Annotated in this window: 22 protein-coding genes; 17 read left to right on the top strand and 5 right to left on the bottom strand. The window is 62.2% G+C overall.

The features are described 5' to 3' along the window. Positions 1–2 precede the first annotated feature (2 nt). The gene (locus ACMUVN_RS14305; RefSeq protein WP_028756956.1) at positions 3–638 is read right to left on the bottom strand and encodes a LysE family translocator; all 636 of its coding nucleotides are present in this window, start codon (positions 636–638) and stop codon (positions 3–5) included. 166 nt (positions 639–804) lie between these two features. On the opposite strand from ACMUVN_RS14305, the gene radA reads away from it, so the two are divergent. From radA to ACMUVN_RS14285, 4 genes are all read left to right on the top strand, one after another. Continuing rightward, on the top strand, positions 805–2,205 hold the full coding sequence (radA, locus tag ACMUVN_RS14300; RefSeq protein WP_028756957.1) for a DNA repair protein RadA: 1,401 nt from the start codon (positions 805–807) through the stop codon (positions 2,203–2,205). Positions 2,206–2,295: 90 nt separating this feature from the next. After that, positions 2,296–2,922, top strand: coding sequence for a CvpA family protein (locus ACMUVN_RS14295; protein ID WP_414815197.1), 627 nt, complete (start codon positions 2,296–2,298; stop codon positions 2,920–2,922). A 147-nt stretch (positions 2,923–3,069) separates the two neighbouring features. Next, entirely contained in the window at positions 3,070–4,560 is a 1,491-nt protein-coding gene (purF, locus tag ACMUVN_RS14290; RefSeq protein WP_414815196.1) for an amidophosphoribosyltransferase, read from the top strand. Between the two features lie 104 nt (positions 4,561–4,664). Further along, on the top strand, positions 4,665–5,405 hold the full coding sequence (locus tag ACMUVN_RS14285; protein WP_028756960.1) for an SDR family NAD(P)-dependent oxidoreductase: 741 nt from the start codon (positions 4,665–4,667) through the stop codon (positions 5,403–5,405). A gap of 25 nt (positions 5,406–5,430) precedes the next feature. On the opposite strand, the gene ACMUVN_RS14280 is transcribed toward ACMUVN_RS14285, so the two are convergent. After that, positions 5,431–6,180: a GH25 family lysozyme gene (locus ACMUVN_RS14280; RefSeq protein ID WP_028756961.1), complete on the bottom strand. Its 750-nt coding sequence runs from the start codon at positions 6,178–6,180 to the stop codon at positions 5,431–5,433. A 298-nt stretch (positions 6,181–6,478) separates the two neighbouring features. Here ACMUVN_RS14280 and cysS point away from each other — a divergent pair, with 298 nt between their 5' ends. The 7 genes from cysS (at position 6,479) to rarD (ending at position 13,139) form a co-directional block, all read left to right on the top strand. Beyond that, on the top strand, positions 6,479–7,870 hold the full coding sequence (cysS, locus tag ACMUVN_RS14275; protein WP_414815195.1) for a cysteine--tRNA ligase: 1,392 nt from the start codon (positions 6,479–6,481) through the stop codon (positions 7,868–7,870). After that, positions 7,867–8,343 carry a GFA family protein gene (locus ACMUVN_RS14270; protein WP_414815194.1) on the top strand — a complete coding sequence of 159 codons (477 nt, stop codon included), beginning with the start codon at positions 7,867–7,869 and terminating at the stop codon, positions 8,341–8,343. Before cysS ends, ACMUVN_RS14270 begins: the two co-directional genes overlap by 4 nt. Further along, on the top strand, positions 8,340–8,828 hold the full coding sequence (locus ACMUVN_RS14265) for a GFA family protein (RefSeq protein ID WP_063474252.1): 489 nt from the start codon (positions 8,340–8,342) through the stop codon (positions 8,826–8,828). The genes ACMUVN_RS14270 and ACMUVN_RS14265 overlap by 4 nt, the downstream gene beginning before the upstream one ends. Next, on the top strand, positions 8,825–9,301 hold the full coding sequence (locus ACMUVN_RS14260; RefSeq protein WP_028756965.1) for a GFA family protein: 477 nt from the start codon (positions 8,825–8,827) through the stop codon (positions 9,299–9,301). The genes ACMUVN_RS14265 and ACMUVN_RS14260 overlap by 4 nt, the downstream gene beginning before the upstream one ends. Next, positions 9,298–10,257 carry a prolyl aminopeptidase gene (pip, locus tag ACMUVN_RS14255; RefSeq protein WP_028756966.1) on the top strand — a complete coding sequence of 320 codons (960 nt, stop codon included), beginning with the start codon at positions 9,298–9,300 and terminating at the stop codon, positions 10,255–10,257. Before ACMUVN_RS14260 ends, pip begins: the two co-directional genes overlap by 4 nt. A 164-nt stretch (positions 10,258–10,421) precedes the next feature. Then, positions 10,422–12,035 (top strand): citramalate synthase, encoded by a 1,614-nt coding sequence (cimA, locus tag ACMUVN_RS14250; RefSeq protein WP_047616297.1) that lies wholly within the window; start codon positions 10,422–10,424, stop codon positions 12,033–12,035. Positions 12,036–12,224: 189 nt separating this feature from the next. Further along, on the top strand, positions 12,225–13,139 hold the full coding sequence (gene rarD, locus ACMUVN_RS14245) for an EamA family transporter RarD (protein ID WP_097595046.1): 915 nt from the start codon (positions 12,225–12,227) through the stop codon (positions 13,137–13,139). Positions 13,140–13,245: 106 nt separating this feature from the next. On the opposite strand, the gene ACMUVN_RS14240 is transcribed toward rarD, so the two are convergent. After that, entirely contained in the window at positions 13,246–13,869 is a 624-nt protein-coding gene (locus ACMUVN_RS14240) for a TIGR00730 family Rossman fold protein (protein WP_080759971.1), read from the bottom strand. A 154-nt stretch (positions 13,870–14,023) separates the two neighbouring features. Between ACMUVN_RS14240 and ACMUVN_RS14235 the strand changes: the two genes are divergently transcribed. From ACMUVN_RS14235 to ACMUVN_RS14215, 5 genes are all read left to right on the top strand, one after another. After that, entirely contained in the window at positions 14,024–16,048 is a 2,025-nt protein-coding gene (locus ACMUVN_RS14235) for a LysM peptidoglycan-binding domain-containing protein (protein WP_184389514.1), read from the top strand. Between the two features lie 207 nt (positions 16,049–16,255). Beyond that, complete coding sequence (locus tag ACMUVN_RS14230) at positions 16,256–18,133, top strand: ABCB family ABC transporter ATP-binding protein/permease (protein WP_047616292.1); 1,878 nt, start codon at positions 16,256–16,258, stop codon at positions 18,131–18,133. Beyond that, the gene (locus tag ACMUVN_RS14225; protein ID WP_280952055.1) at positions 18,031–18,966 is read left to right on the top strand and encodes a phosphatidylserine decarboxylase; all 936 of its coding nucleotides are present in this window, start codon (positions 18,031–18,033) and stop codon (positions 18,964–18,966) included. Before ACMUVN_RS14230 ends, ACMUVN_RS14225 begins: the two co-directional genes overlap by 103 nt. 75 nt (positions 18,967–19,041) lie before the next feature. Continuing rightward, positions 19,042–19,887 carry a CDP-diacylglycerol--serine O-phosphatidyltransferase gene (pssA, locus tag ACMUVN_RS14220; RefSeq protein ID WP_048338675.1) on the top strand — a complete coding sequence of 282 codons (846 nt, stop codon included), beginning with the start codon at positions 19,042–19,044 and terminating at the stop codon, positions 19,885–19,887. Positions 19,888–20,197: 310 nt separating this feature from the next. Then, entirely contained in the window at positions 20,198–20,344 is a 147-nt protein-coding gene (locus ACMUVN_RS14215) for a hypothetical protein (protein WP_164735938.1), read from the top strand. A 224-nt stretch (positions 20,345–20,568) separates the two neighbouring features. On the opposite strand, the gene ACMUVN_RS14210 is transcribed toward ACMUVN_RS14215, so the two are convergent. Further along, complete coding sequence (locus ACMUVN_RS14210; protein WP_183905322.1) at positions 20,569–21,333, bottom strand: SOS response-associated peptidase; 765 nt, start codon at positions 21,331–21,333, stop codon at positions 20,569–20,571. Positions 21,334–21,374: 41 nt separating this feature from the next. Beyond that, a complete protein-coding gene (locus tag ACMUVN_RS14205) occupies positions 21,375–21,695 on the bottom strand; it encodes a YnfA family protein (protein WP_183905323.1) in 321 nt (106 codons plus the stop codon). A gap of 71 nt (positions 21,696–21,766) precedes the next feature. On the opposite strand from ACMUVN_RS14205, the gene ACMUVN_RS14200 reads away from it, so the two are divergent. Beyond that, a complete protein-coding gene (locus tag ACMUVN_RS14200) occupies positions 21,767–22,183 on the top strand; it encodes an NUDIX hydrolase (RefSeq protein WP_183905324.1) in 417 nt (138 codons plus the stop codon). The last annotated feature ends 27 nt before the right edge of the window (positions 22,184–22,210 follow it).

Raw genomic sequence — 22,210 nt, 5'->3', positions numbered from 1 at the left:
CGTCAACGGCTGCTGAGCGCAAGGCGGACGCCGAGCGCTACGAAAAGCGCGCCGAGGCTGCGATCGAGCCATAGCCCGACTTTCTGATTATGCCTGAGCGCATCGGCAAGGCGCCCGCCGAGAAGGACGAGCGGCGGCTCGATGAAGGCAGCGACGACAATGATAAGCCCGCCATGCAGCAGGAGTTGGGCCCATGCCGGTCCTGCCCCTTCGACGACGAATTGCGGCAGGAAGGCCAGGAAGAAGATCGCCACCTTCGGATTGAGCAACGACACCAGGATTCCCTGCCGGTAGATCCTTGCGCTCGGCATTTCTTCACCGGCAGCCTTTATCAGTCCATTGCCGCCGCCGGCGCGCAACGCCTGGATGCCCAGCCAGACGAGATAGGCGGCGCCGATCCATTTGACCGTCGAGAAGGCGGCGGCGGAAGCGGCAAGCACGGCGGAAAGACCGAGTGCCGCCATCAGCACGTGCAGGCAGGCGCCAGACCAGACGCCGAACAACGCGGAAAAACCGGCACGTTTTCCGCCTCTCATCGTGTGACCGAGGATGAAGGCGATGTCGGGGCCGGGCGAGAGGTTGAGCAAAACCGCAGCCGACAGAAATGCAAGCCAGTGCGCGAGCGAATAATCGAACATCTTCCACCGTTCCGGATAAGCAGAGAACAAAGGATAGGCACGGCGCGCGCTGATGGGGAAATCATTAGTTTTGATCCGTCGCGATAGCCATTATCTCAAGCACGACAATGATTCGATGAAGCGGCGCGTCTGCTTGCCTCGGGAATCCGGACTGAAAGAGTAATTGATGGCGAAGGCCAGGACACAATTCATCTGCCAGAATTGCGGCACGGTTCATAACCGCTGGGCCGGCAAATGCGAAAACTGCGGCGAGTGGAACACCATCGTCGAAGAGGACCCGATGGGCGGGATCGGCTCCGGTCCGGGCAAGACGCCGAAAAAGGGCCGCCCGGTGGCGCTGACGGCGCTATCCGGCGAGATCGAGGAGGCGCCGCGCATCCACACCGCCATGTCGGAGCTCGACCGGGCGCTTGGAGGCGGCTTCGTGCGCGGCTCGGCGGTGCTGATCGGCGGCGATCCCGGCATCGGCAAATCGACGCTGCTGATGCAGGCGGCCGCCGCCCTTGCACGGCGCGGCCACAAGATCATCTACGTCTCCGGCGAAGAAGCCGTGGCGCAGGTCCGGCTGCGGGCGCAACGCCTCGCGGCGGCCGATACCGACGTGATGCTGGCGGCCGAAACCAATGTCGAGGATATTCTCGCGACCCTCGCCGAGGGCAAGCGGCCGGACCTCGTCATCATCGATTCCATCCAGACGCTGTGGAGCGAACTGGCCGAATCCGCGCCGGGAACGGTGACGCAGGTGCGCACCGGCGTGCAGGCGATGATCCGTTTCGCCAAGCAGACGGGGGCCGCCATGGTGCTCGTCGGGCATGTGACCAAGGACGGGCAGATCGCCGGCCCGCGCGTCGTCGAGCACATGGTCGATGCCGTGCTCTATTTCGAAGGCGATCGCGGCCATCACTACCGCATCCTGCGCACGGTCAAAAACCGCTTCGGCCCGACCGACGAGATCGGCGTCTTCGAAATGTCCGACAAGGGCTTGCGCGAAGTCGCCAATCCCTCGGAGCTCTTCCTCGGCGAGCGCAACGAAAAATCGCCAGGTGCTGCCGTCTTTGCCGGCATGGAAGGCACACGTCCGGTGCTCGTCGAGGTGCAGGCGCTGGTGGCGCCGACCTCGCTCGGCACGCCGCGGCGCGCCGTGGTCGGCTGGGATTCGGCCCGGCTATCGATGATCCTGGCCGTGCTCGAAGCCCATTGCGGCGTCCGGCTCGGCCAGCACGACGTCTACCTCAACGTTGCCGGCGGTTACCGCATCACCGAACCGGCGGCCGATCTGGCCGTCGCTTCGGCGCTCGTTTCCTCGCTTGCCGGTATTGCCCTTCCTGCCGATTGCGTCTATTTCGGCGAAGTCAGCCTGTCGGGCGCCATCCGGCCGGTTGCGCACACCGCCCAGCGCCTCAAGGAAGCCGAGAAGCTGGGTTTTTCCGCAGCATTGCTTCCATCCGCCTCCGCCGAATTGCCGAAGGGTTCCGGCGGGCGCTGGAGCGAGGTCGAAAGCCTGCCGGATCTGGTCGCGCGCATCGCCGGGTCGAAGGGGGCGTTGCGTGTGGAAGACGAGGTTTGATCCTTTCATTGCCAAGATTGGTGATGATATAGGAGGCACACGATAAGGCACGACACGGCCGCCAAGCGGCAGTCCTGGAGTTGAATTTACATGCCCATTACGATTTTCGACGGTATTGTCATCGGCGTCGTGCTCTTCTCCGCCGTGCTGGCGATGGTCCGCGGCTTTTCGCGCGAGATCCTCTCGATCGCGAGTTGGGGCGGTTCGGCGGCGGCGGCCTATTACCTCTATCCCTACCTGCTGCCCTATGCGAAGAAATACACCGATGACGACCGCATCGCGATCATCGGTTCGGCAGCGGTCGTCTTCCTGATCGCGCTCATCGTGATCTCCTTCATCACGATGAAGATCGCCGATTTCATCATCGACAGCCGCGTCGGCGCGCTTGATCGCACGCTCGGTTTCCTGTTCGGGGCAGCCCGCGGCGTGCTGCTCCTGGTCGTTGCCGTCGCCTTCTGGAACTGGCTGGTCGATGTCGATCACCGCCCGGCCTGGGTCAACGAAGCCAAATCGAAGCCCTTCCTGGATTCGATGGTCGTGAAGCTGAAATCGGCTCTGCCAGAGCAATTTGCCCAGATGATACCGGCGAGCATCCGTGATAAGCTTCAGCCGCAGGCACAGGGCACTGAGGGTACCACGCCGCCGACGGGCGACCAGGCTCCGGCGGAAGACGCACCGAATGCGCCTGCAGACGGCGCACAGCAGCCGTCGAATTGACACAGTGTTCAAGAGCTTGACCCGCCTTAAGGCAATTGCCATTTGAGCGGAATGTGAATGAGGTCCGGTCGGGCATTCCAGCTCCGCCGGGCTTCCGTTATTTCTGGAAATGCCGATCCATTCTTGTGAGAGCAGAGGCCCGCAGAAATGAACCAGTCCCATGCCATCCCGACCGACGATCCGCTCGACGGAGATACGCTGCATGAAGAATGCGGGGTATTCGGAATTTTGGGACATCCCGATGCCGCAGCGCTCACGGCGCTTGGCCTGCATGCGCTTCAGCATCGCGGACAGGAAGCGGCCGGCATCGTCTCCTTCGACGGCAAGCGCTTTTATCAAGAGCGCCATATGGGCCTCGTCGGCGACCACTATACCAATCCGATGACGCTCGCCCGCCTGCCCGGCAGCATGTCGATCGGCCATACACGCTACTCGACGACAGGCGAAGTGGCCATGCGCAACGTGCAGCCGCTCTTTGCCGAACTGGAAGAAGGCGGCATCGCCATTGCCCATAACGGCAATTTCACCAACGGGTTGACGCTGCGCCGCCAGATCATCGCCACCGGCGCCATCTGTCAGTCGACCTCCGATACCGAAGTCGTCCTCCACCTCATCGCCCGTTCCCGCCATGCGTCCACATCCGACCGCTTCATCGATGCGATCCGCCAGATGGAAGGCGGCTATTCGATGCTCGCCATGACGCGCACGAAGCTGATTGCCGCCCGTGACCCCACAGGCATCCGCCCGCTCGTGCTGGGCGAACTCGACGGCAAGCCGATCTTCTGCTCGGAAACCTGCGCGCTCGATATCATCGGCGCCAAGTTCATCCGCGACGTGGAAAACGGCGAAGTCGTCATCTGCGAAATCCAGCCCGACGGCTCGATCAGCATCGATGCGCGCAAGCCCAGCAAGCCCCAGCCGGAGCGCCTCTGCCTGTTCGAATATGTCTATTTCGCCCGGCCGGATTCGGTCGTCGGCGGCCGCAACGTCTATACGACGCGCAAGAACATGGGCATGAACCTCGCCAAAGAATCGCCCGTCGATGCCGACGTGATCGTGCCGGTGCCGGATGGCGGCACGCCCTCAGCCCTCGGCTATGCCCAGCAGAGCGGCATTCCCTTCGAATACGGTATCATCCGCAACCATTATGTCGGCCGCACCTTCATCGAGCCGACGCAGCAGATCCGCGCCTTCGGCGTGAAGCTGAAGCATTCGGCCAACCGGGCGATGATCGAAGGCAAGCGTGTGGTGCTGGTGGACGATTCCATCGTGCGCGGCACGACCTCTCTCAAGATCGTCCAGATGATCCGCGAAGCCGGCGCGCGCGAAGTCCATGTCCGCGTCGCAAGCCCGATGATCTTCTTCCCGGATTTCTACGGCATCGACACGCCCGATGCCGAAAAGCTGCTGGCAAACCAGTATGCCGATGTCGAAGCCATGGCCAAATATATCGGTGCGGATTCGCTGGCTTTCCTGTCGATCAACGGGCTTTACCGCGCCGTCGGCGGCGAGGATCGCAATCCGGCCCGGCCGCAATTCACCGATCACTATTTCACCGGTGACTACCCGACCCGCCTGCTCGACAAGAACGGCGAGTCGATGGGCAACAAGCTTTCGATGCTTGCCAGCAACGGCTAACCAGCAACGGCTGACAAGCAACGGCTGACCGGGGCCGGCTTTCCTATCATCCATCCCGGAGGGGTTCACCGCACCCCTCTCCCTTCGTCGGGGAATACGACATCATGAACATCAATCTTGAGGGCAAGATCGCACTCGTCACCGGCGCGTCGCGCGGCATCGGCTATTTCACGGCGCTGGAACTGGCCAAAGCCGGCGCCCATGTGATTGCCTGCGCCCGCACGGTCGGCGGGCTCGAGGATCTCGACGATGCGATCAAGGCCGTCGGCGGCACGGCGACGCTCGTGCCCTTCGACCTTGCCGACATGAATGCGATCGATGCGCTTGGCGGCTCGATCTTCGAGCGCTGGGGCAAGCTCGACATCCTCGTCGCCAATGCCGGCGTGCTCGGCGTCATTTCGCCGATCGGCCATATCGAAGCGAAAGTGTTCGAGAAGGTGATGAGCATCAACGTCACCGCGACATGGCGGCTGATCCGCTCGGTCGATCCGCTGCTCGCCCGTTCCGATGCCGGCCGAGCGGTCATCCTGTCTTCAGGCGCTGCCCATAAATGCCGCCCCTTCTGGGGCGCCTATTCTGCCTCCAAGGCCGCCGTCGAGGCGCTGGCGCGCACATGGGCGGGCGAAAGTCAAAGCACACCGCTGCGGATCACCAGCGTCGATCCCGGCGCGACACGCACCGCGATGCGGGCGCAGGCGGTCCCCGGCGAAGATCCGCAGACATTGCCGCATCCATCCGAAGTGGCGAAGGCGATCCTGCCGTTGCTCGGTCCCGGAGTAACGGAGACGGGCAAACTGTTTATGGTGCGGGAAAACAAGCTCGTCGATTACCGGCTGCCGGAATAGAAAGACGCGCGGCGCTATAGACGTCTCACTTCGCAGCAACGGCCGGGAACAGATGCGCCAGGCCCGTTTCCGACGGGCATAGGACGTTGAGATCCACCGGTCCCTGAATGCCGTCCAATGTGCCGTTATCGGCAAATTGCCAGATCGACCAACGGCTGCATTCTTCCTGCCTCGGCTCCCTGAACACGCTTCGCAGCCACAGGTAATGATCGGGGAAGCGGGATTCATTGCCTTTCAGATATTGATCGAAGAATTCCTGCGTGACGTAAAAGATAGGCTTTTCGGGAAAGGTGACTTTCAGTTCGGCGAAGAAGGCGCTCACCTCGGCCGCCATTTCCTCGAGCGTCGGGACTCTGTTGCAATTGCCGACAAACTCCAGATCGACGGCGATGGGCAGGGTTCCCTGCTCCTTCGGCACGGTCGCCAGGACATTCTGCGCCTGATCCCTGCCCGGGCGGCAGAAGGTGAAGAAATGATAAGCGCCCCTGACCACGCCGGCATCTCTGGCGCGCTGCCAGTTGTCGGCGAATTTGGAATCCCGATGATCTCCCCCTTCGGTCGCCTTCATGAAGGCGAAGCGGACATTCGCCTGCGTAGCGACCGCCTTCCAATCGATATCACCCTGGTGATGGCTGACATCGATGCCTTGGATCGGATAGCTGTCGAGAGAGGGATTGTTGAAGCGAAGCATCCCGAAATCGTATGCCAGATATGCCGCGAATGCGACCACCAGAATTGCAGTTGCTCCGATCGTCGATCGAGCCAGTTTCCGCATCCCTTCCCCCCAATTTTCGACAGCTTCTCATCTGGCTATGCGAGATTTGCGCCGCGAAAATGGCAGAATCGGATGGATGGATCCTGTTGCCGCCGATCGCTCTTCGTCCCCCTTGACCGGAAGCGCGAACCGGGCCATAAAACCCGCCATGAAAACGGTTATCTGCATTATCTGCCGGAAGATTATTCGCTAGCGCGAGCGCTGGCCCGGCCGTTTTCGTCTCCCAAATAGTCAAGATGAGAAACGCCCCGGTCCGCCGGTCGCATTATTTTTCTGATCGTGCCTTTGGGAGAGTGGAATGGACGCGACGCCGGAACTGAAGCTGTACAACACGCTGACACGGGAAAAATCGGTGTTTTCGCCGATCGATCCCGACGCTGTCCGCATGTATGTCTGCGGGCCGACCGTCTATGACTTCGCTCATATCGGCAATGCCCGGCCGGTCATCGTCTTCGATTTGCTGTTCCGGCTGCTGCGTCATGTCTACGGCAAAGACCACGTCATTTACGCCCGCAACATCACCGACGTCGATGACAAGATCAATGCGCGCGCACTTCGGGACCACCCGGGCCTGCCACTCAATGAGGCGATCCGCGCGGTCACCGAAAAAACCGAAACGCAATTTCACGCCGATGTCGCCGAACTCGGCTGCCTGGAGCCGGATTTCGAACCGCGCGCCACCGACAACATCGCTGAGATGATCGAGATCATCGAGAAGCTGATCGGTAATGGCCATGGCTATGTCGCATCGGGCGAAGTGCTGTTCGACACCAAATCCATGGCGGATTACGGTCAACTTTCGAAGCGCCCACTCGACGAGCAGCAGGCAGGCGCGCGCATCGCCGTCGACGCGCATAAGAAGAACCCGGGCGATTTCGTGCTCTGGAAACTGTCGAGCCACAACGAGCCCGGCTGGGAGAGCCCGTGGGGCCGCGGCCGGCCTGGATGGCACATCGAATGCTCGGCGATGAGCAAGCGTTATCTCGGCGATGTCTTCGACATTCACGGCGGCGGGCTGGACCTGATCTTCCCGCATCATGAAAACGAGATCGCCCAGTCGCGCTGCGCCCATGGTACCCAAGTGATGGCGAATGTCTGGATGCATAACGGCTTCCTGCAGGTCGAAGGCCGCAAGATGTCGAAATCCGAAGGCAATTTCGTCACCATCCACGAATTGCTGCACACGGAAACTTTCGGCGGCCGCCAATGGCCGGGCCAGGTGCTGCGCCTTGCCATGCTGATGACGCATTACCGCGAGCCGATCGATTTCTCGATCAAGCGACTGGAAGAGGCCGAACGCCTGCTCGCCAAATGGCCGGCAACAGATGCCGGCGATGCGGCGCCCGATGAAAGCGTGCTGAATGCGCTGGCGGACGATCTCAACACGGTGGCGGCGGTGCAGGCATTGCATGCACTGGCGCAGGCCGCCCATACGGATCCCGCCGTGGGCGCCACCTTTGCGGCAACGGCCGACCTTCTGGGCCTGCTGCCGAAAAAGATGGAGATCGACGAAGCCGTCGCATCGGCGATCGATGCGCTGGTCGCCATGCGTCTCGAAATGCTGAAGGCGAAGAACTTCACCGAGGCCGACAAGATCCGCGACGAACTGACGGCAAAGGGTATCCAGCTGAAAGATGGCAAGGATCCGGTGACAGGCGAGCGCGTGACGACGTGGGAGGTCAAGAGATGACCACCTACACCGGCGGCTGCCAATGCGGGGCGATCCGTTTCCGGGTCAGCGGGGACATCAAGGATTCGTCGATCTGTCATTGCCGCATGTGCCAGAAGGCGTTCGGGGCTTATTATGCGCCGCTGGTCTCGGTGCGCGGCGCCGATTTCGAATGGACCCGCGGAGAGCGGAAAAGATTTCGCTCTTCCAATTTCGTCGAGCGCGGCTTCTGCGGCGATTGCGGCACGCCGCTCACCTACGAAGCGCCGGATGGAATGGCGATTGCCGCGGGCGCCTTCGACGATCCTTCGGCGTTTCCGCCGCTGGTCCAATTCGGCGTCGAGGGCAAGATCGGTTTCGTCGATCATCTGCACGAATTGCCGGGGCACAGGACGGAGGAGGATGTGCAAGCCGCTCCCTTCCTGCTCGAGCTTGTCTCCTACCAGCATCCAGATCATGAGACGCAGGCATGGCCCCCCAAGGAGCTCGAATGACGACGGAAACGGACAAAAGCGGCGGGTGCCAATGCGGGGCGGTGCGTTACCGCGCCAAAGGCGAACTCGGCTATCCCCATCTTTGCCATTGCCGCATGTGTCAGAAGGCGGCCGGCAATTATTTCATGCCGCTGGCCGGCGTGAAGCGCAGCGATTTCACCATGACGCGCGGCGCGCCAAAATGGTTCCAGTCCTCGGATCTGGTGCGGCGCGGTTTCTGCGGCGATTGCGGCACGCCGCTGTTCTACGACATTCCGGGCGAAGACTTCATCAACCTCACGCTCGGCTCGCTCGACGAGCCCGACGCGGTCAGGCCGGTGGCGCAATCGAATACCGGCCAGAAGATGTCCTGGTTTCATGCGCTGGACGGCCTGCCGCTCGAACCGGAGCCTGAGACGCCCGACCGCGAGAATGCGATCGCGGCGAGCAATCATCAGCACCCCGACCACGACACGAAAAGCTGGCCTTTCGGAGAGACCTCATGACGGACACGATCAAGACAGGCGGATGCCAGTGCGGCGCCGTGCGCTTCCGCATCTCAGGCAAGTTGGGGCGTCCCTCGATCTGCCATTGCCGCATGTGCCAGAAGCAGTTCGGCGGCTTTTTCTCGGCGCTCGTCACCGCGCCTGAGGAAGGCATGGAGTGGACGCGCGGCGAGCCGAGCTACTTCCAGTCCTCGGTCAATATCGATCGCGGCTTCTGCAGCAATTGCGGCACCCCGATGACCTATCGTCATCCGGGCGGACTGGAGCTTGCGATCGGCACCTTCGACGACCGCAGCGACCTCGCACCGCTGATCCAGGTCAACTACGAGGCCCGCCTGCCCTGGGTCGAGGAAATCTTCAAGGCGCCGGTGCTGAAGGATCAGGATTTCTACGCCCGGCAGGAGGCGATCATCTCCTTCCAGCATCCCGATCACGACACAGAAGTTTGGCCCGCGAAAGGCGTGAAGATATGACCGAGATCCTGCGCACGCTCTATCCGGAAATCGAACCCTATGCGTCCGGCCATCTCGATGTCGGCGATGGCCATGTGATCTATTGGGAGCGCTCCGGTACGCCTGGCGCCAAGCCCGCCGTCTTCCTCCATGGCGGTCCGGGCGGCGGTTTTTCGCCCGCACACCGCCGGCTTTTCGATCCCGCGCTTTACGACGTCATGCTGTTCGACCAGCGCGGTTGCGGCAGGTCGACGCCGCATGCGGATCTCAATGCCAACACGACCTGGCACCTCGTCGCCGATATCGAGCGGCTGCGCGAAATGGCCGGCGTCGACAGCTGGCAGGTGTTCGGCGGCTCCTGGGGTTCTACGCTGGCGCTCGCCTATGCCGAGACGCATCCGCAGCACGTGTCCGAGCTCATCCTGCGCGGTATCTACACGCTGACCAAGGCCGAGCTCGACTGGTACTATCAATTCGGCGTCTCGGAAATGTTCCCGGATAAGTGGGAGCGCTTCATCGCTCCCATTCCGCCGGAAGAGCGGCATGAGATGATGCATGCCTATCATCGCCGCCTGACGCACGAGGATAGGAAGGTGCGCCTCGAGGCCGCGCAGGCCTGGAGTATCTGGGAAGGCGAAACGATCACGCTGCTGCCCGAACCTTCGACGAGCGGCAAGTTCGAGGAGCCGGAATTCGCCTATGCCTTTGCGCGCATCGAGAACCATTTCTTCGTCAATGCCGGCTGGATGGACGAGGGACAGCTGATCCGCGATGCCGGCAGGCTCAAGGATATTCCCGGCGTCATCGTGCATGGCCGCTACGACATGCCCTGCCCGGCTAGATATGCCTGGCAGTTGCACAAGGCCTGGCCGAAGGCGGAGTTCCATCTGATCGAGGGTGCGGGCCATGCCTATTCGGAGCCCGGGATTCTCGATCGGCTGATCCGGGCGACGGATCAGTTTGCCGGGAAGGCATAAGCCACACCGTGAAGCCCCCCTCACCCTAACCCTCTCCCCGAGGGGAGAGGGGACAAGGCGAACGACGTGGCTACCCTTCTCCCCTCGGAGAGAAGGTGCCCGTAGCGCGGATGAGGGGGCATCCGCACGACAGAAACAACACCCGCTTGGCGGGAGGAAACGACATGAAAGAACGCATCTATCTCTTTGACACGACGCTCCGGGACGGGCAGCAGACGCCCGGCATCGATTTCTCCGTCGAGGATAAGATTGCGATCGCCGCCATGCTGGACGAGTTCGGCCTTGATTATGTCGAGGGCGGATATCCCGGCGCCAATCCGACGGATACTGCCTTCTTCGGCGAGAAGCGCACCAGCCGGGCCAGTTTCGTCGCCTTCGGCATGACGAAACGGGCAGGCATTTCGGTGTCCAACGATCCCGGCATTGCGGGGCTCTTGCAGGCCAAGAGCGACGCCATCTGTTTCGTCGCCAAGAGCTGGGACTATCACGTCGCGGTGGCGCTCGGCTGCACCAATGAAGAAAACCTCGAATGCATCGGCGAAAGCGTCAAAGCGGCGGTCGGCGCCGGCAAGGAGGCGATCGTCGATTGCGAGCATTTCTTCGACGGCTTCAAGGCCAATCCGGCCTATGCGCTCGCCTGCGCCAAGACGGCCTATGAGAGCGGCGCACGCTGGGTCGTGCTCTGCGATACCAATGGCGGCACGCAGCCCCCGGAGGTGCGGGCGATCGTCGAGGCGGTGATCGCCTCGGGTGTTCCCGGCCACTGTCTTGGCATCCATGCACATAACGACACCGGCCAGGCGGTCGCCAATTCGCTTGCCGCAGTCGAAGCCGGCGTCCGGCAGATCCAGGGCACGCTGAACGGCATCGGCGAGCGCTGCGGCAATGCCAATCTGGTGACACTGATCCCGACCTTGGCGCTGAAGAGCGCCTACAATACACGTTTCGAAACGGCGATTGACGAGGAGCGGCTGCTCAATCTCACCCGGCTCTCGCATGCCTTCGACGAGTTGCTCAACCGCTCGCCCGATCACCAGATGCCCTATGTCGGCGCTTCCGCCTTCGCCACCAAGGCCGGCATCCACGCCTCGGCGCTGCTCAAGGATCCGCGCACCTATGAACATGTGCCGCCGGAAAGCGTCGGCAATTTCCGCAAGGTCATGGTGTCGGACCAGGGCGGCAAGGCAAACTTCATCAATGCGTTGAAACGGCGCGGCATCGAGGTCGCCAAGGACGATCCGAAGCTCGACCTGCTGATCTCGATCGTCAAGGAACGCGAGGCGACGGGCTATGCCTATGAGGGCGCGGATGCGAGCTTCGAGCTGCTGGCGCGCCGCACGCTCGGCACGATCCCCGAATTCTTCACCATCGACGGCTTCCGCGTCATGATCGAGCGCCGCTTCGACAGTCTTGGCCGTGTGAAGATCGTCTCGGAAGCGGTGGTCAAGATTACCATCGACGGCCAAACGCTGATGTCGGTTGCCGATGCCGAAGGTCCCGTCAACGCGCTCGACCTCGCGCTGCGCAAGGATTTCGGCAAGTACCAGCACGAGATCGACGATCTGGTGCTCGCCGATTTCAAGGTGCGTATCCTCAATGGCGGCACGGAGGCGATCACCCGCGTGCTGATCGAATCCACCGACAGCGACGGCGTGCGCTGGTGGACGGTCGGCGTCTCGGAGAACATCATCGACGCTTCGTTCCAGGCGCTGATGGATTCAGTCATCTATAAGCTGATGAAGAACCGGCAGCTGGCGGGCAAGATCGCGGCGGAATAAGTCTATTCCGCCGGTTCGGCGACAAGACCCATCCAAATACCGTTCGTCCCCTTCGGGCGTCGCCGCGGCCGATGCCGGCCGGCGTCTTGCGCTTCAGATCTTCTCACCCTTCATTCAACGAAATGAATTGGCCTATTCACGGCGCTTAAGCTAGGCCGGATCAGAAGAAGAACAAAGATGGAAACACCGATGTCGACCGATGCATCCCTTCCGTTGGCCAAGAACGAAGACAGTCCGCGCGGGTTCGCCTTCGCGCTGACGGCCTATCTGCTCTGGGGCTTCCTGCCGATCTACATGAAGGCGGTGGCGCATATTTCGCCGGCCGAGGTGATCGCCCATCGCATCGTCTGGTCGCTGCCGCTGGCAGGCCTAGTGCTGGTCGTGCTCGGACGCACCGGGGATATCCGTGCCGCGCTCCGCTCGCCGCGCATGCTGGCGATGGGGGCGCTGACGGCGTCGCTGATCACCGTCAACTGGGGCACCTATGTCTGGGCGATCGGCGCCGGCCATTCGCTCGATGCGGCGCTTGGCTATTTCATCAATCCGCTGTTCAGCATCTTTCTCGGCGCGGTGATCCTCAAGGAAAAGCTGCAGCCGCTGCAGATGGCGGCGATCGGACTGGCAGCCCTCGCCGTCGCCGTTCTCGCGCTGGATAGCGGCGGCATCCCGTGGGTGGCGCTGACGCTGGCAATCAGCTGGGGTTTTTATGCCCTGCTGCGCAAGACGCTGCCGCTCGGGCCGAACCAGGGCTTCTTCCTCGAAGTGCTGATCCTGAGCGGCCCGGCCCTGCTCTACATCCTCTATCTCGAATTCGGCAGCGGCCAGGGTCATCTCTACCGCACCGGCCTTGCCGACACGACCCTGCTGCTCGGCTGCGGCGTCATCACCGCCGTGCCGCTGATGATCTATGCGAACGGCGCCAAGCTCCTGAAGCTCTCGACGATCGGCATCATGCAGTATATCGCGCCGACAATGATCTTCCTGATCGCGGTTTTCGTCTTCCACGAGCCACTCGGCACGGCGCGCATGATCGCCTTCCCGCTGATCTGGGCGGGGCTGTTCCTCTATAGCTGGTCGATGCTGAAGGGGAGCCGCGGACGCTGAAGCGCCAAAGGGCGTCGCGTCAAACCGGAGTCACGCGACGCGCTTCAGGTCTTTGTTCTATGCATGCCGTTGTCCCAAAACCGCTGGGGCGACCTGCATTGAAACCCTACATCTTCGAAATCACGTCCTCCTCGCCGTCACGATCGGCGGCGAGCTGGGCTGCCTGGGCCATGATCGCCGGGATGATGCCGGAGATCTCGTCGACGACGAGCGGCTGAACCCGGTGGGCGGTGTGCAGGAAGCCCTCTTCGGTCATATGGCGCATCAGTTCCATCATCGGATCCCAGAAACCGTTGATGTTGGCGAAGACCATCGGCTTCTCGTGGCGGCCGAGCTGCGCCCAGGTCATGATCTCGACGATCTCCTCCAGCGTACCGATGCCGCCGGGCAGTGCGACGAAAGCATCGGAGCGCTCGAACATGGTGTGTTTGCGCGCGTGCATGTCAGGGGTTACAATGAGTTCGTTGAGCTGACCGAGCGAGTGGCGAGTCGCTTCCATATCGATCAGGAATTCGGGAATGATGCCCGTCACCTGACCGCCGCCTGAAAGAACACCGCTCGCAACCGCGCCCATGATGCCTTTGGTACCCCCGCCATAGACGAGGCGCAGGCCGTATTCGGCGATCTCTCTTCCGAGAGCACGCCCGGCCGCCATGTGGGAAGGATCGCGTCCCGGCCTTGAGCCGCAGTAAACGCAGATGGATCGAATCGATACAGATTGTTCGGTCATAGAGGCAAACAACTATTCCATTTCAATGCAGTCAAGAAAATTGACTGAAAAGCAGCATGCCTAGCTTGCCTAATTGCTTTGAATGCTTGTGAAAAGCAACGGGAATCGCTAGCAATTTTGGTTACTACGGCAAATTGCCGCCTTGGGAGACATAATGATGAAGAACCGTGCCGGCTTGCTGGCTCTTGCAGTCCTCGTAATCGCAATCCTATTGATGGTGTTTTTCGTCATGCCGCGCATCGGCGGCGATGCAACCAAGGTCGGCGACGCCATCAACCAGGCAAGCACGGAGCTCAAGAACACGGTCAACGAGGCGGCAAAGACATCACGCTCCACCATCGCCGACACGGCTGCGGTCGCCGATAAGGTGGGTCGTCTTTCGGCCGATGCCGGCGTGTCGCTCAGCGAGCTCAAGGCGCTGTTCGCCGATGGCAAAGGCCCCGCCATCGATGCCTTCACCGCCGCCAAGACCAAGGCCGTCAACGCATTGACGGCACTTGCCGATTTTGCCATCCCCGAGGGTCTCGATCCCGCGACCCAGACCCTTGCCGCCAAGGCCAAGGACGGCGGCACAAAGGCGCTCGCCATCGTTCAGTCGCTGCCAGAGAACATCGCCGATGCGTCTGCCGCGATCGCCAAGGCCGAGGCCGCGCTGACCGGTGCGCCCGAGCCCGCCCCTACTGCGAATAATGCGGCTGCGAATACCGGACCGAAGCTTCCGGCTTTCGACGTCTTGCGCGTCGAACCCGACGGCTCGACGGTGATTGCCGGCTCCGCCGAACCGAACGGCAAACTCGAGGTGCTCGACGGCGAAAAGGTGGTGACGACGGCCAATGTCGATGCGAGCGGCGATTTTGCCGCCGTCCTCGACGATCCGCTTCCAGCCGGCGACCACCAGCTCGTGCTGAAATTCACGGACAAGGACGGCAAGAGCACGCTTTCCGAAGAGGTCGCGACCATATCCGTGCCGAAGGACGGCAATGGCGCCAACCTGCTCGCCATGGTCTCCAAACCCGGCGCGGCGAGCCGGATCATCACCGCGCCGAAGGCCGGAACCGAAGTCGCCGATGCCTCCAATCCGGCGGCGCCGCCTGCGGACAAGCCGGCGGGCGAAACCGCGGCTGCGCCGACCGGCGACCTGGCGTTGCAGACGCCTGGTGTCACCGATACCTCCGGCGGCACGGATACGGCACCGGCCACTCCCGCCACGGCCGCACCTGACAAGACGACTGCGCCCGATGTGATGGTCAATGCCGTCGAGATCGAGGGCAACAAGATCTTCATTGCCGGCACGACGCGCTCCAATGCCAAGGTCATCGGCTATGCAGACGACAACCTCATCGGCCAGGACACGGCCGGCACCGACGGTCATTTCGTCATCGACGGCGTGGTGGCGCTTTCGGTCGGCGACCACAAAATCCGCGTCGACGTCGTCGACCCCACAGGCAAAGTGATCGTGCGCGCGGCGGTGAATTTCAATCGCCCGGCCGGCGATCAGGTGAGGGTCGCGGCGCAATCGGTCCCGGCCGATGCGAGTGGCGCCTCCTCGATGGTGCCGCTCGACGAAGGCGAGCTCGGCAAGCTCCAGGCCGAGGCCGGCAAGGCGTTCGGGCTGCTGAAGGGGCTGTTTGCCGACGGCAAGCTGCCTGGCGCCGAACAGCTTGCGGCGGCGCGCTCGGCAACGGAATTCGCGTTGCGCTCCGTCGCCGACTTCCGCCCGGCGGCCGATGCCCCGGACGCCTTCAAACAAGCCTCCGGCTCTTCGTCGCAGGTCGCCGGCAATGCGCTGAAGCTGCTGCAAAGCCTGCCCGGGGATGCGAAGTCTGTCGGCGCCGCACTCGACAGGCTGGGCGGCATGATTGCCGAACTCACCGCTGCACCCGCTCCGGCGGCACCCACTGCAAACGACATCGGCAGCAATGAGCCGAAGACGATCGAACAGGCGCCGCTGACGGCAAACAACGCGGCGGTCATCATTCGCCGCGGCGACACGCTGTGGCAGATCTCACGCCGCACCTATGGCCTCGGCGTGCGCTACACGACGATCTACATCGCCAACGAAGACAAGATCATCAATCCCGATCGCATCCGCCCCGGCCAGATCTTCGGCCTGCCGAAAGATGTGTTGCCGAATGCCGAAGAGCTGCACCGCAAGCGTCTTTCCGGTCAGCGGCTCTAAGCTCCAACAACAACATGACGAGGCCGGGCGGGATAACCCGCCCGGCTTCTCTTTTCCTGAAGCCCGCACGTGTTGTATTCGTCCGCGCGGCACCCTATCTGGCGGCTGCGGGTTGTGGGAAACGCCTTCAGGCACATTCCGATTCCGCGCTTTGCCGGCATCGAAGCGCCGCTACGACGGTACATTTCGTCCGGGCTGGAGATAAGCATGGCAAACGGCAAGACAGTCTCGGAATCCAATCTGCTGCGCACACTTCTCAACCTCTGGCCCTATATGTGGCCGGCCGGCCGAAGCGACCTCAAGATGCGCGTCGTCTGGGCCTCGGTCTACCTGCTGATCTCCAAATTCGTATTGCTGCTGGTTCCCTATTTCTTCAAGTGGTCGACCGATGCGCTGAACGGCAGGATGGATCTTGCCGGCTCCGTGCCGCCGCTCTTTGCCGGCGCCATCGCCCTTGTCATCGCCTACAACATCACCCGGCTGATCCAGCTCGGCCTCAACCAACTGCGCGACGCGCTCTTTGCCAGCGTCGGGCAACATGCGGTGCGCCAACTCGCCTACAGGACCTTCGTGCACATGCACGAACTGTCGCTGCGCTTCCATCTCGAGCGCAAGACCGGCGGGCTTTCGCGCATCATCGAGCGCGGCACCAAGGGCATCGAGACGATCGTACGCTTCACGATCCTCAATTCGGTCCCGACCGTCATCGAATTCCTGCTGACGGCGGTGATCTTCTGGTGGGGTTACGGTTTCTCCTATCTCGCCGTCACCGCCTTCACCGTCTGGGCCTATATCTGGTTCACGATCCGCGCATCCGACTGGCGCATCGCCATCCGCCGGTCGATGAACGACAGTGATACCGACGCCAACACCAAGGCGATCGACTCCCTCCTCAATTTCGAGACCGTCAAATATTTCGGCAATGAGGAAATGGAGGCAAAGCGCTTCGACAAATCGATGGAACGCTACGAGAAGGCGGCGACCGATGTCTGGACCTCGCTCGGCTGGCTGAACTTCGGCCAGGGCGTCATCTTCGGCATCGGCACGACCATCATGCTGGTGCTGTCGGCACTGGCGGTGCAGCGCGGCGAGCAGACGGTCGGCGATTTCGTCTTCGTCAATTCGATGCTGCTGCAGCTTTCCGTGCCGCTCAACTTCATCGGCTTCGTCTACCGCGAAATTCGCCAGGGGCTGACCGACATCGAGCAGATGTTCGACCTGCTCGAGGTGAAGTCCGAGGTCAAAGACGCACCCGATGCGAGCGAGCTCAGGATCGGCCAGGGCGCAATCTCTTTCAAGGACGTGCACTTCGCCTACGATCCGGCCCGTCCGATCCTGAAGGGCATTTCCTTCGAGGTGCCGGCCGGCAAGACGGTCGCCGTCGTCGGTCCGTCGGGTGCCGGCAAATCGACGCTGTCACGGCTGCTCTATCGTTTCTACGATATTCAGAGCGGCGCGATCACCGTCGACGGCCAGGATATCCGCACGGTGACGCAGAAAAGCCTGCGCTCTCATATCGGCATGGTGCCGCAGGATACGGTGCTCTTCAACGACACGGTCGCCTACAACATCCGCTACGGCCGCACATCGGCCAGCGACGGCGAGGTCTTTGCGGCGGCCGAGGTGGCGCAGATCGCGCATTTCATCGAAACGCTGCCCGAGGGGTTCGAAACCAAGGTCGGCGAGCGTGGGCTCAAACTTTCCGGCGGCGAGAAGCAGCGGGTGGCAATCGCCCGCACCATCCTCAAGGCGCCGCCGATCCTGATCCTCGACGAGGCGACGTCGGCGCTCGACACGACGACTGAGCGTGAGATCCAGACGGCGCTCGACGTGGTCTCGAAGAACCGCACGACGCTTGTTATCGCCCACCGTCTTTCGACGGTCATCAGCGCCGATGAAATCATCGTGCTCAAAAGCGGCGAGATCGCCGAGCGCGGCACACACGCCGCCCTCCTCGAAAGGAACGGCCTCTATGCCTCGATGTGGAACCGCCAGCGCGAGGCGACACAGGCGGAGGAACATCTGAAGCAAGTGCGCGAAAGCGACGACATGGGCGTGATCACGCGGCTTGCTCCGGCAAGCTGAACCTGGAAACCGGCGCCGGCCGGCTTTTGTTGTTCAGAACCCCGGCATGGGAACCGGGGCCAGGGCCACAGCATTGCCCCGGAGACGGTTTTTCGCTAACCAGCAAAAAACGACAACGCAAGGAGACCGGCAGCATGAGCCTGTTCAACACGGTTCGCAACACGATCGTCCCCGTGCACAAGGAGGGTTATCCCTTCGTTGCCGCCTTCTTCGTCGCATCGCTGGTCTTGGGCTGGATCTTCAAGCCGCTCTTCTGGATCGGCATGATCTTCACGCTGTGGTGCGCCTATTTCTTCCGCGATCCGGAGCGCGTGACCCCGCAGGACGACGATCTGGTGATCTCTCCTGCCGACGGCAAGGTCTCGGCGATCCAGATGGTGACGCCGCCGGCCGAGCTCGACCTCGGCTCCGAGCCGATGCTGCGCATCTCGGTCTTCATGAACGTCTTCAATTGCCATGTGAACCGGGCGCCAATGCGGGGGCGGATCGTCAGCATCAACTACCGCCCCGGCAGCTTCGTCAATGCCGAACTCGACAAGGCGAGCGAGGACAACGAGCGCAACGGACTGGTGATCGAAACCCGCCACGGCCAGATCGGCGTCGTGCAGATTGCCGGCCTGGTGGCGCGGCGCATCCTCTGCTGGGCGAACCCGAACGAGCCGGTGGATGCCGGCGAGCGCTTCGGGCTGATCCGTTTCGGCTCGCGACTCGACGTGTTCCTGCCCGCCGGTGCGGCACCACGCGTCTCGCTCGGCCAGACGGCAGTTGCCGGCGAAACCGTGATTGCCGAATTCGCCTCCGCCAAGGGTCCTGTCATCAGCCGCCGCAGCTAAAGCGGTTCAGCTTTTCACGGAAGCGACCGCTGGGCAGTCTTGCTGGAATTGCTTTAGGAACGATTGGAACGCGATATGGAAACGCCTTTTCCGCCTTTCGAGCCCAATGGGCCGGATGATTCCGCCCGCGGCCCGCGTCTGCGCGAAATCCCGCTCCGGCTCGTCTTTCCGAACCTCATCACCATTCTGGCGATCTGCGCCGGGTTGACCGGCATCCGGCTGGCTTTCGAGAATCGTTACGAGCTCGCCGTCGCCATGGTGCTGCTCGCCGCCTTCCTCGACGGCATCGACGGGCGCGTGGCGCGGCTGATGAAGGCGACCTCGAAGTTCGGCGCGCAGATGGATTCGCTTGCCGACATCGTCAATTTCGGCGTCGCGCCCGCCCTCGTCGTCTATGTCTTCGCCCTCGACCAGGCGCGTTCGCTCGGCTGGATCGCCGCCCTGATCTATGCGATCGCCGCCGGACTTCGCCTTGCCCGCTTCAACGTCATGTCAGAACGCGAGAACAAGGCGAGCTGGCAATCGGAATATTTCGTCGGCGTGCCGGCGCCGGCCGGCGCCATGCTGGTGCTGCTGCCGGTCTATCTCGGCTTCCTCGGACTGGCAACGGACCGCACCTTCGCCTATCTCTCGTCGATCTACACGGTGCTGATCGCCTTCCTGCTGATCAGCCGGCTGCCGGTCTGGTCGGGCAAATCGGAAGGCAACCGTCTGCGGCGCGATCTCGTGCTGCCGATGATGCTCGGCGTCGTGCTCTATGTGGCGCTGCTGATGAGCTACACCTGGGAGGTAATGGTCTTTACCGTTGCCGCCTACCTCGTTTCGCTTCCCTTCGGCGCACGGAAATGGCAGCGGAAATACGGGACCCTGACGATCGAGGAACCCGGCGTCGGCGACGACGATATCGGCCGGCACATCTGATCTTCGAGCATTTCCGGATTTCTCCAAATGACGGAAATGCTTCTTTTCCTTCATTCTCAGCTATCCCCGGGAAAGCAGGCGCTTTATCCCGGTGAAAACCGTTGCGCGCTTTTCCCCAGAAAACCGCTTTCGCGCTTTTATTGGAACCGCTCCCTTCAGTAAGTATTAACCAACGTAGGCTTCAGTTAAGCCTCGCGAATTATGGTCGGCGTTTACAAATCCTGATAAGCTACGCCCCCGTTTTGTCGCTATTCGTGACCAAACATCAAACCATAAAATACCCAGGGAAGAACCACGTAAGGAGAGTATCGTGACTTCGAAGAAGAGCAGTACCGGCGAACAGCAGGCGTCCAAGCCAGACCTCGCCGCCAACTATCGCCCCGTCGGCCTGAAGGCTGTTGCCGCAGCATCGCTGATGGCAAAGCATAAGCCGACCAGCGTCAAGAAATCCGCTTGAGGCGGAAGACTTCAAATTGGGATCATGCGTGCTTTCGGGTTACATGCGTTAGGCACCGCTGACGAAGTGAATGACGAGGCGATCGCCGGAAATCTCCTAACAACGCTCTGGCGACATAAGCACAACCCGAAAAACCTGATGGACGAAGCGACGTGACGCCGCCGCTGATGTGAGATGTCGGCGCCGATAGGCCGCCGGCGGCCCTGAACATCTTAGGATATCGTTCAGAAGAAGCTGAGTTGGCCGTCTTCCGGCTTTTGCTTCTCGGGCGCCCTCAGCGGCCTTTCGATGACGACCGGCTGCTGCAGGTCCGGCCCCATATTGGCAACCTTGTTGACCTTGTCGGAGACCGGGACGGCCTCAAAAAAATCATCCTGAACGGGCTGCATCAGGTCGGCCACGTCGCGTGGTTCCTGCGTCTTGCAATCGAGCCAGCGCGAGAAATCCTCAGGTCTGATGACGACAGGCATGCGATCGTGGATCGCCGATATGCCTGAATTGGCCGATGTCGTCAGGATCGCGCCGGTATCGACCTCGGAGCCGTCGGCCGAGGACCATGTCTCCATCAGCCCGGCAAAGGCGATGACCCCGCCCTGGCGCGGCCTGATCCAGTAGGCCTGCGGCCGCTCGCCGCTTTCCTTGGACGGGCGATGCCATTCATAGAAGCCGGAGGCCGGAATGAGCACGCGGCGATGGCGCATGGCGGCGCGGAAGGAGGCTTTGCCGATCGCGGTTTCGGAGCGCGCATTGATCAGCAGCGGGAAATCCTTCGGGTCCTTGACCCAGCCCGGCGTGAGACCCCAGCGCACGAGCACGGCGCGCCGGTCGGGCAGATTGCTACCCTGCTCCCTGCCCTCGCCCGCGATGACGACGAGGATCGGCTGCGTCGGCGCAATATTGTAGCGCGCCGGAAAATCGTCGAGATCGAGACCGGAGAAGAAATCGCGCAGGTCGGCGCGGGAGCTTGTCAGGGAGAAACGTCCACACATCGGCGTGTTTTTGCACCCAGCTCGTGTCCGGTCAAGGCGCCTCAACCTCTCGGCGCGAAGAGGATGAGGCTGGCGCCGGCAAGGCAGATCAGCGCGCCGCCGATGTCGTAACGGTCCGGCACGCGGCTCTCGACCAGCCACAGCCAGAGCAGCGAGGCGAGGATGTAGATGCCGCCATAGGCTGCGAAGGTACGGCCGGCGGCCTCGCTCGGAACCAGCGTCAGAAGCCAGGCGAAAAGCGCCAGGGAGATCATGCCCGGCGCCAGCCACCAGGCGGGCTTTTCGAGCTTCAGCCATGCCCAGAAGGCAAAGCAGCCAGCGATCTCGAAGAGAGCGGCAAACGCAAAGATGATGTAGGTCACGGAAGCACCTTTCGAATCCCCGCCGCACTCTTCATCCGATAAGATGGGCGATCACAGCAAGAGCAGGCCCGATGACATCCACCGCCAAACCCGCCTCATCCGCCATTCTCGAACGTGACGGACGATTCCTTCTGGTGTTGCGACGCAACCCGCCTTCCGCCGACATGTATGCCTTTCCCGGCGGACGTGCCGACCCCGGCGAAACGCCGGAGGAAACGGCATTGCGGGAATTCCGCGAGGAAACCGGCATTTCCGCCCGCAATCCGCGGCTGTTTTCGACCTATGACCTGAAGACGCATGCGGCCGACGGCAGCATCAACAGCCATTTCCTGCTGTCGGTCTTTCGCGTCGACGCGGATCGCGACGCGGTGGCGGAAGCCGCCGACGATGCGGCCGCCCTCGGTTGGTACACGGTGGAGGAAATCCGGCGGCTGCCGGTTCCGCAGAGCGTGCTCGAATGCGCGGAGCGGCTTTCGGGCGGCGAATAGAAGTGGAAACTTTCAGGCACGCCTTGT

The organism is Rhizobium sp. IY2, from assembly GCF_047532935.1.
Taxonomy (GTDB): domain Bacteria; phylum Pseudomonadota; class Alphaproteobacteria; order Rhizobiales; family Rhizobiaceae; genus Rhizobium; species Rhizobium anhuiense.
This window is presented reverse-complemented; position numbering and strand designations above follow the sequence as displayed.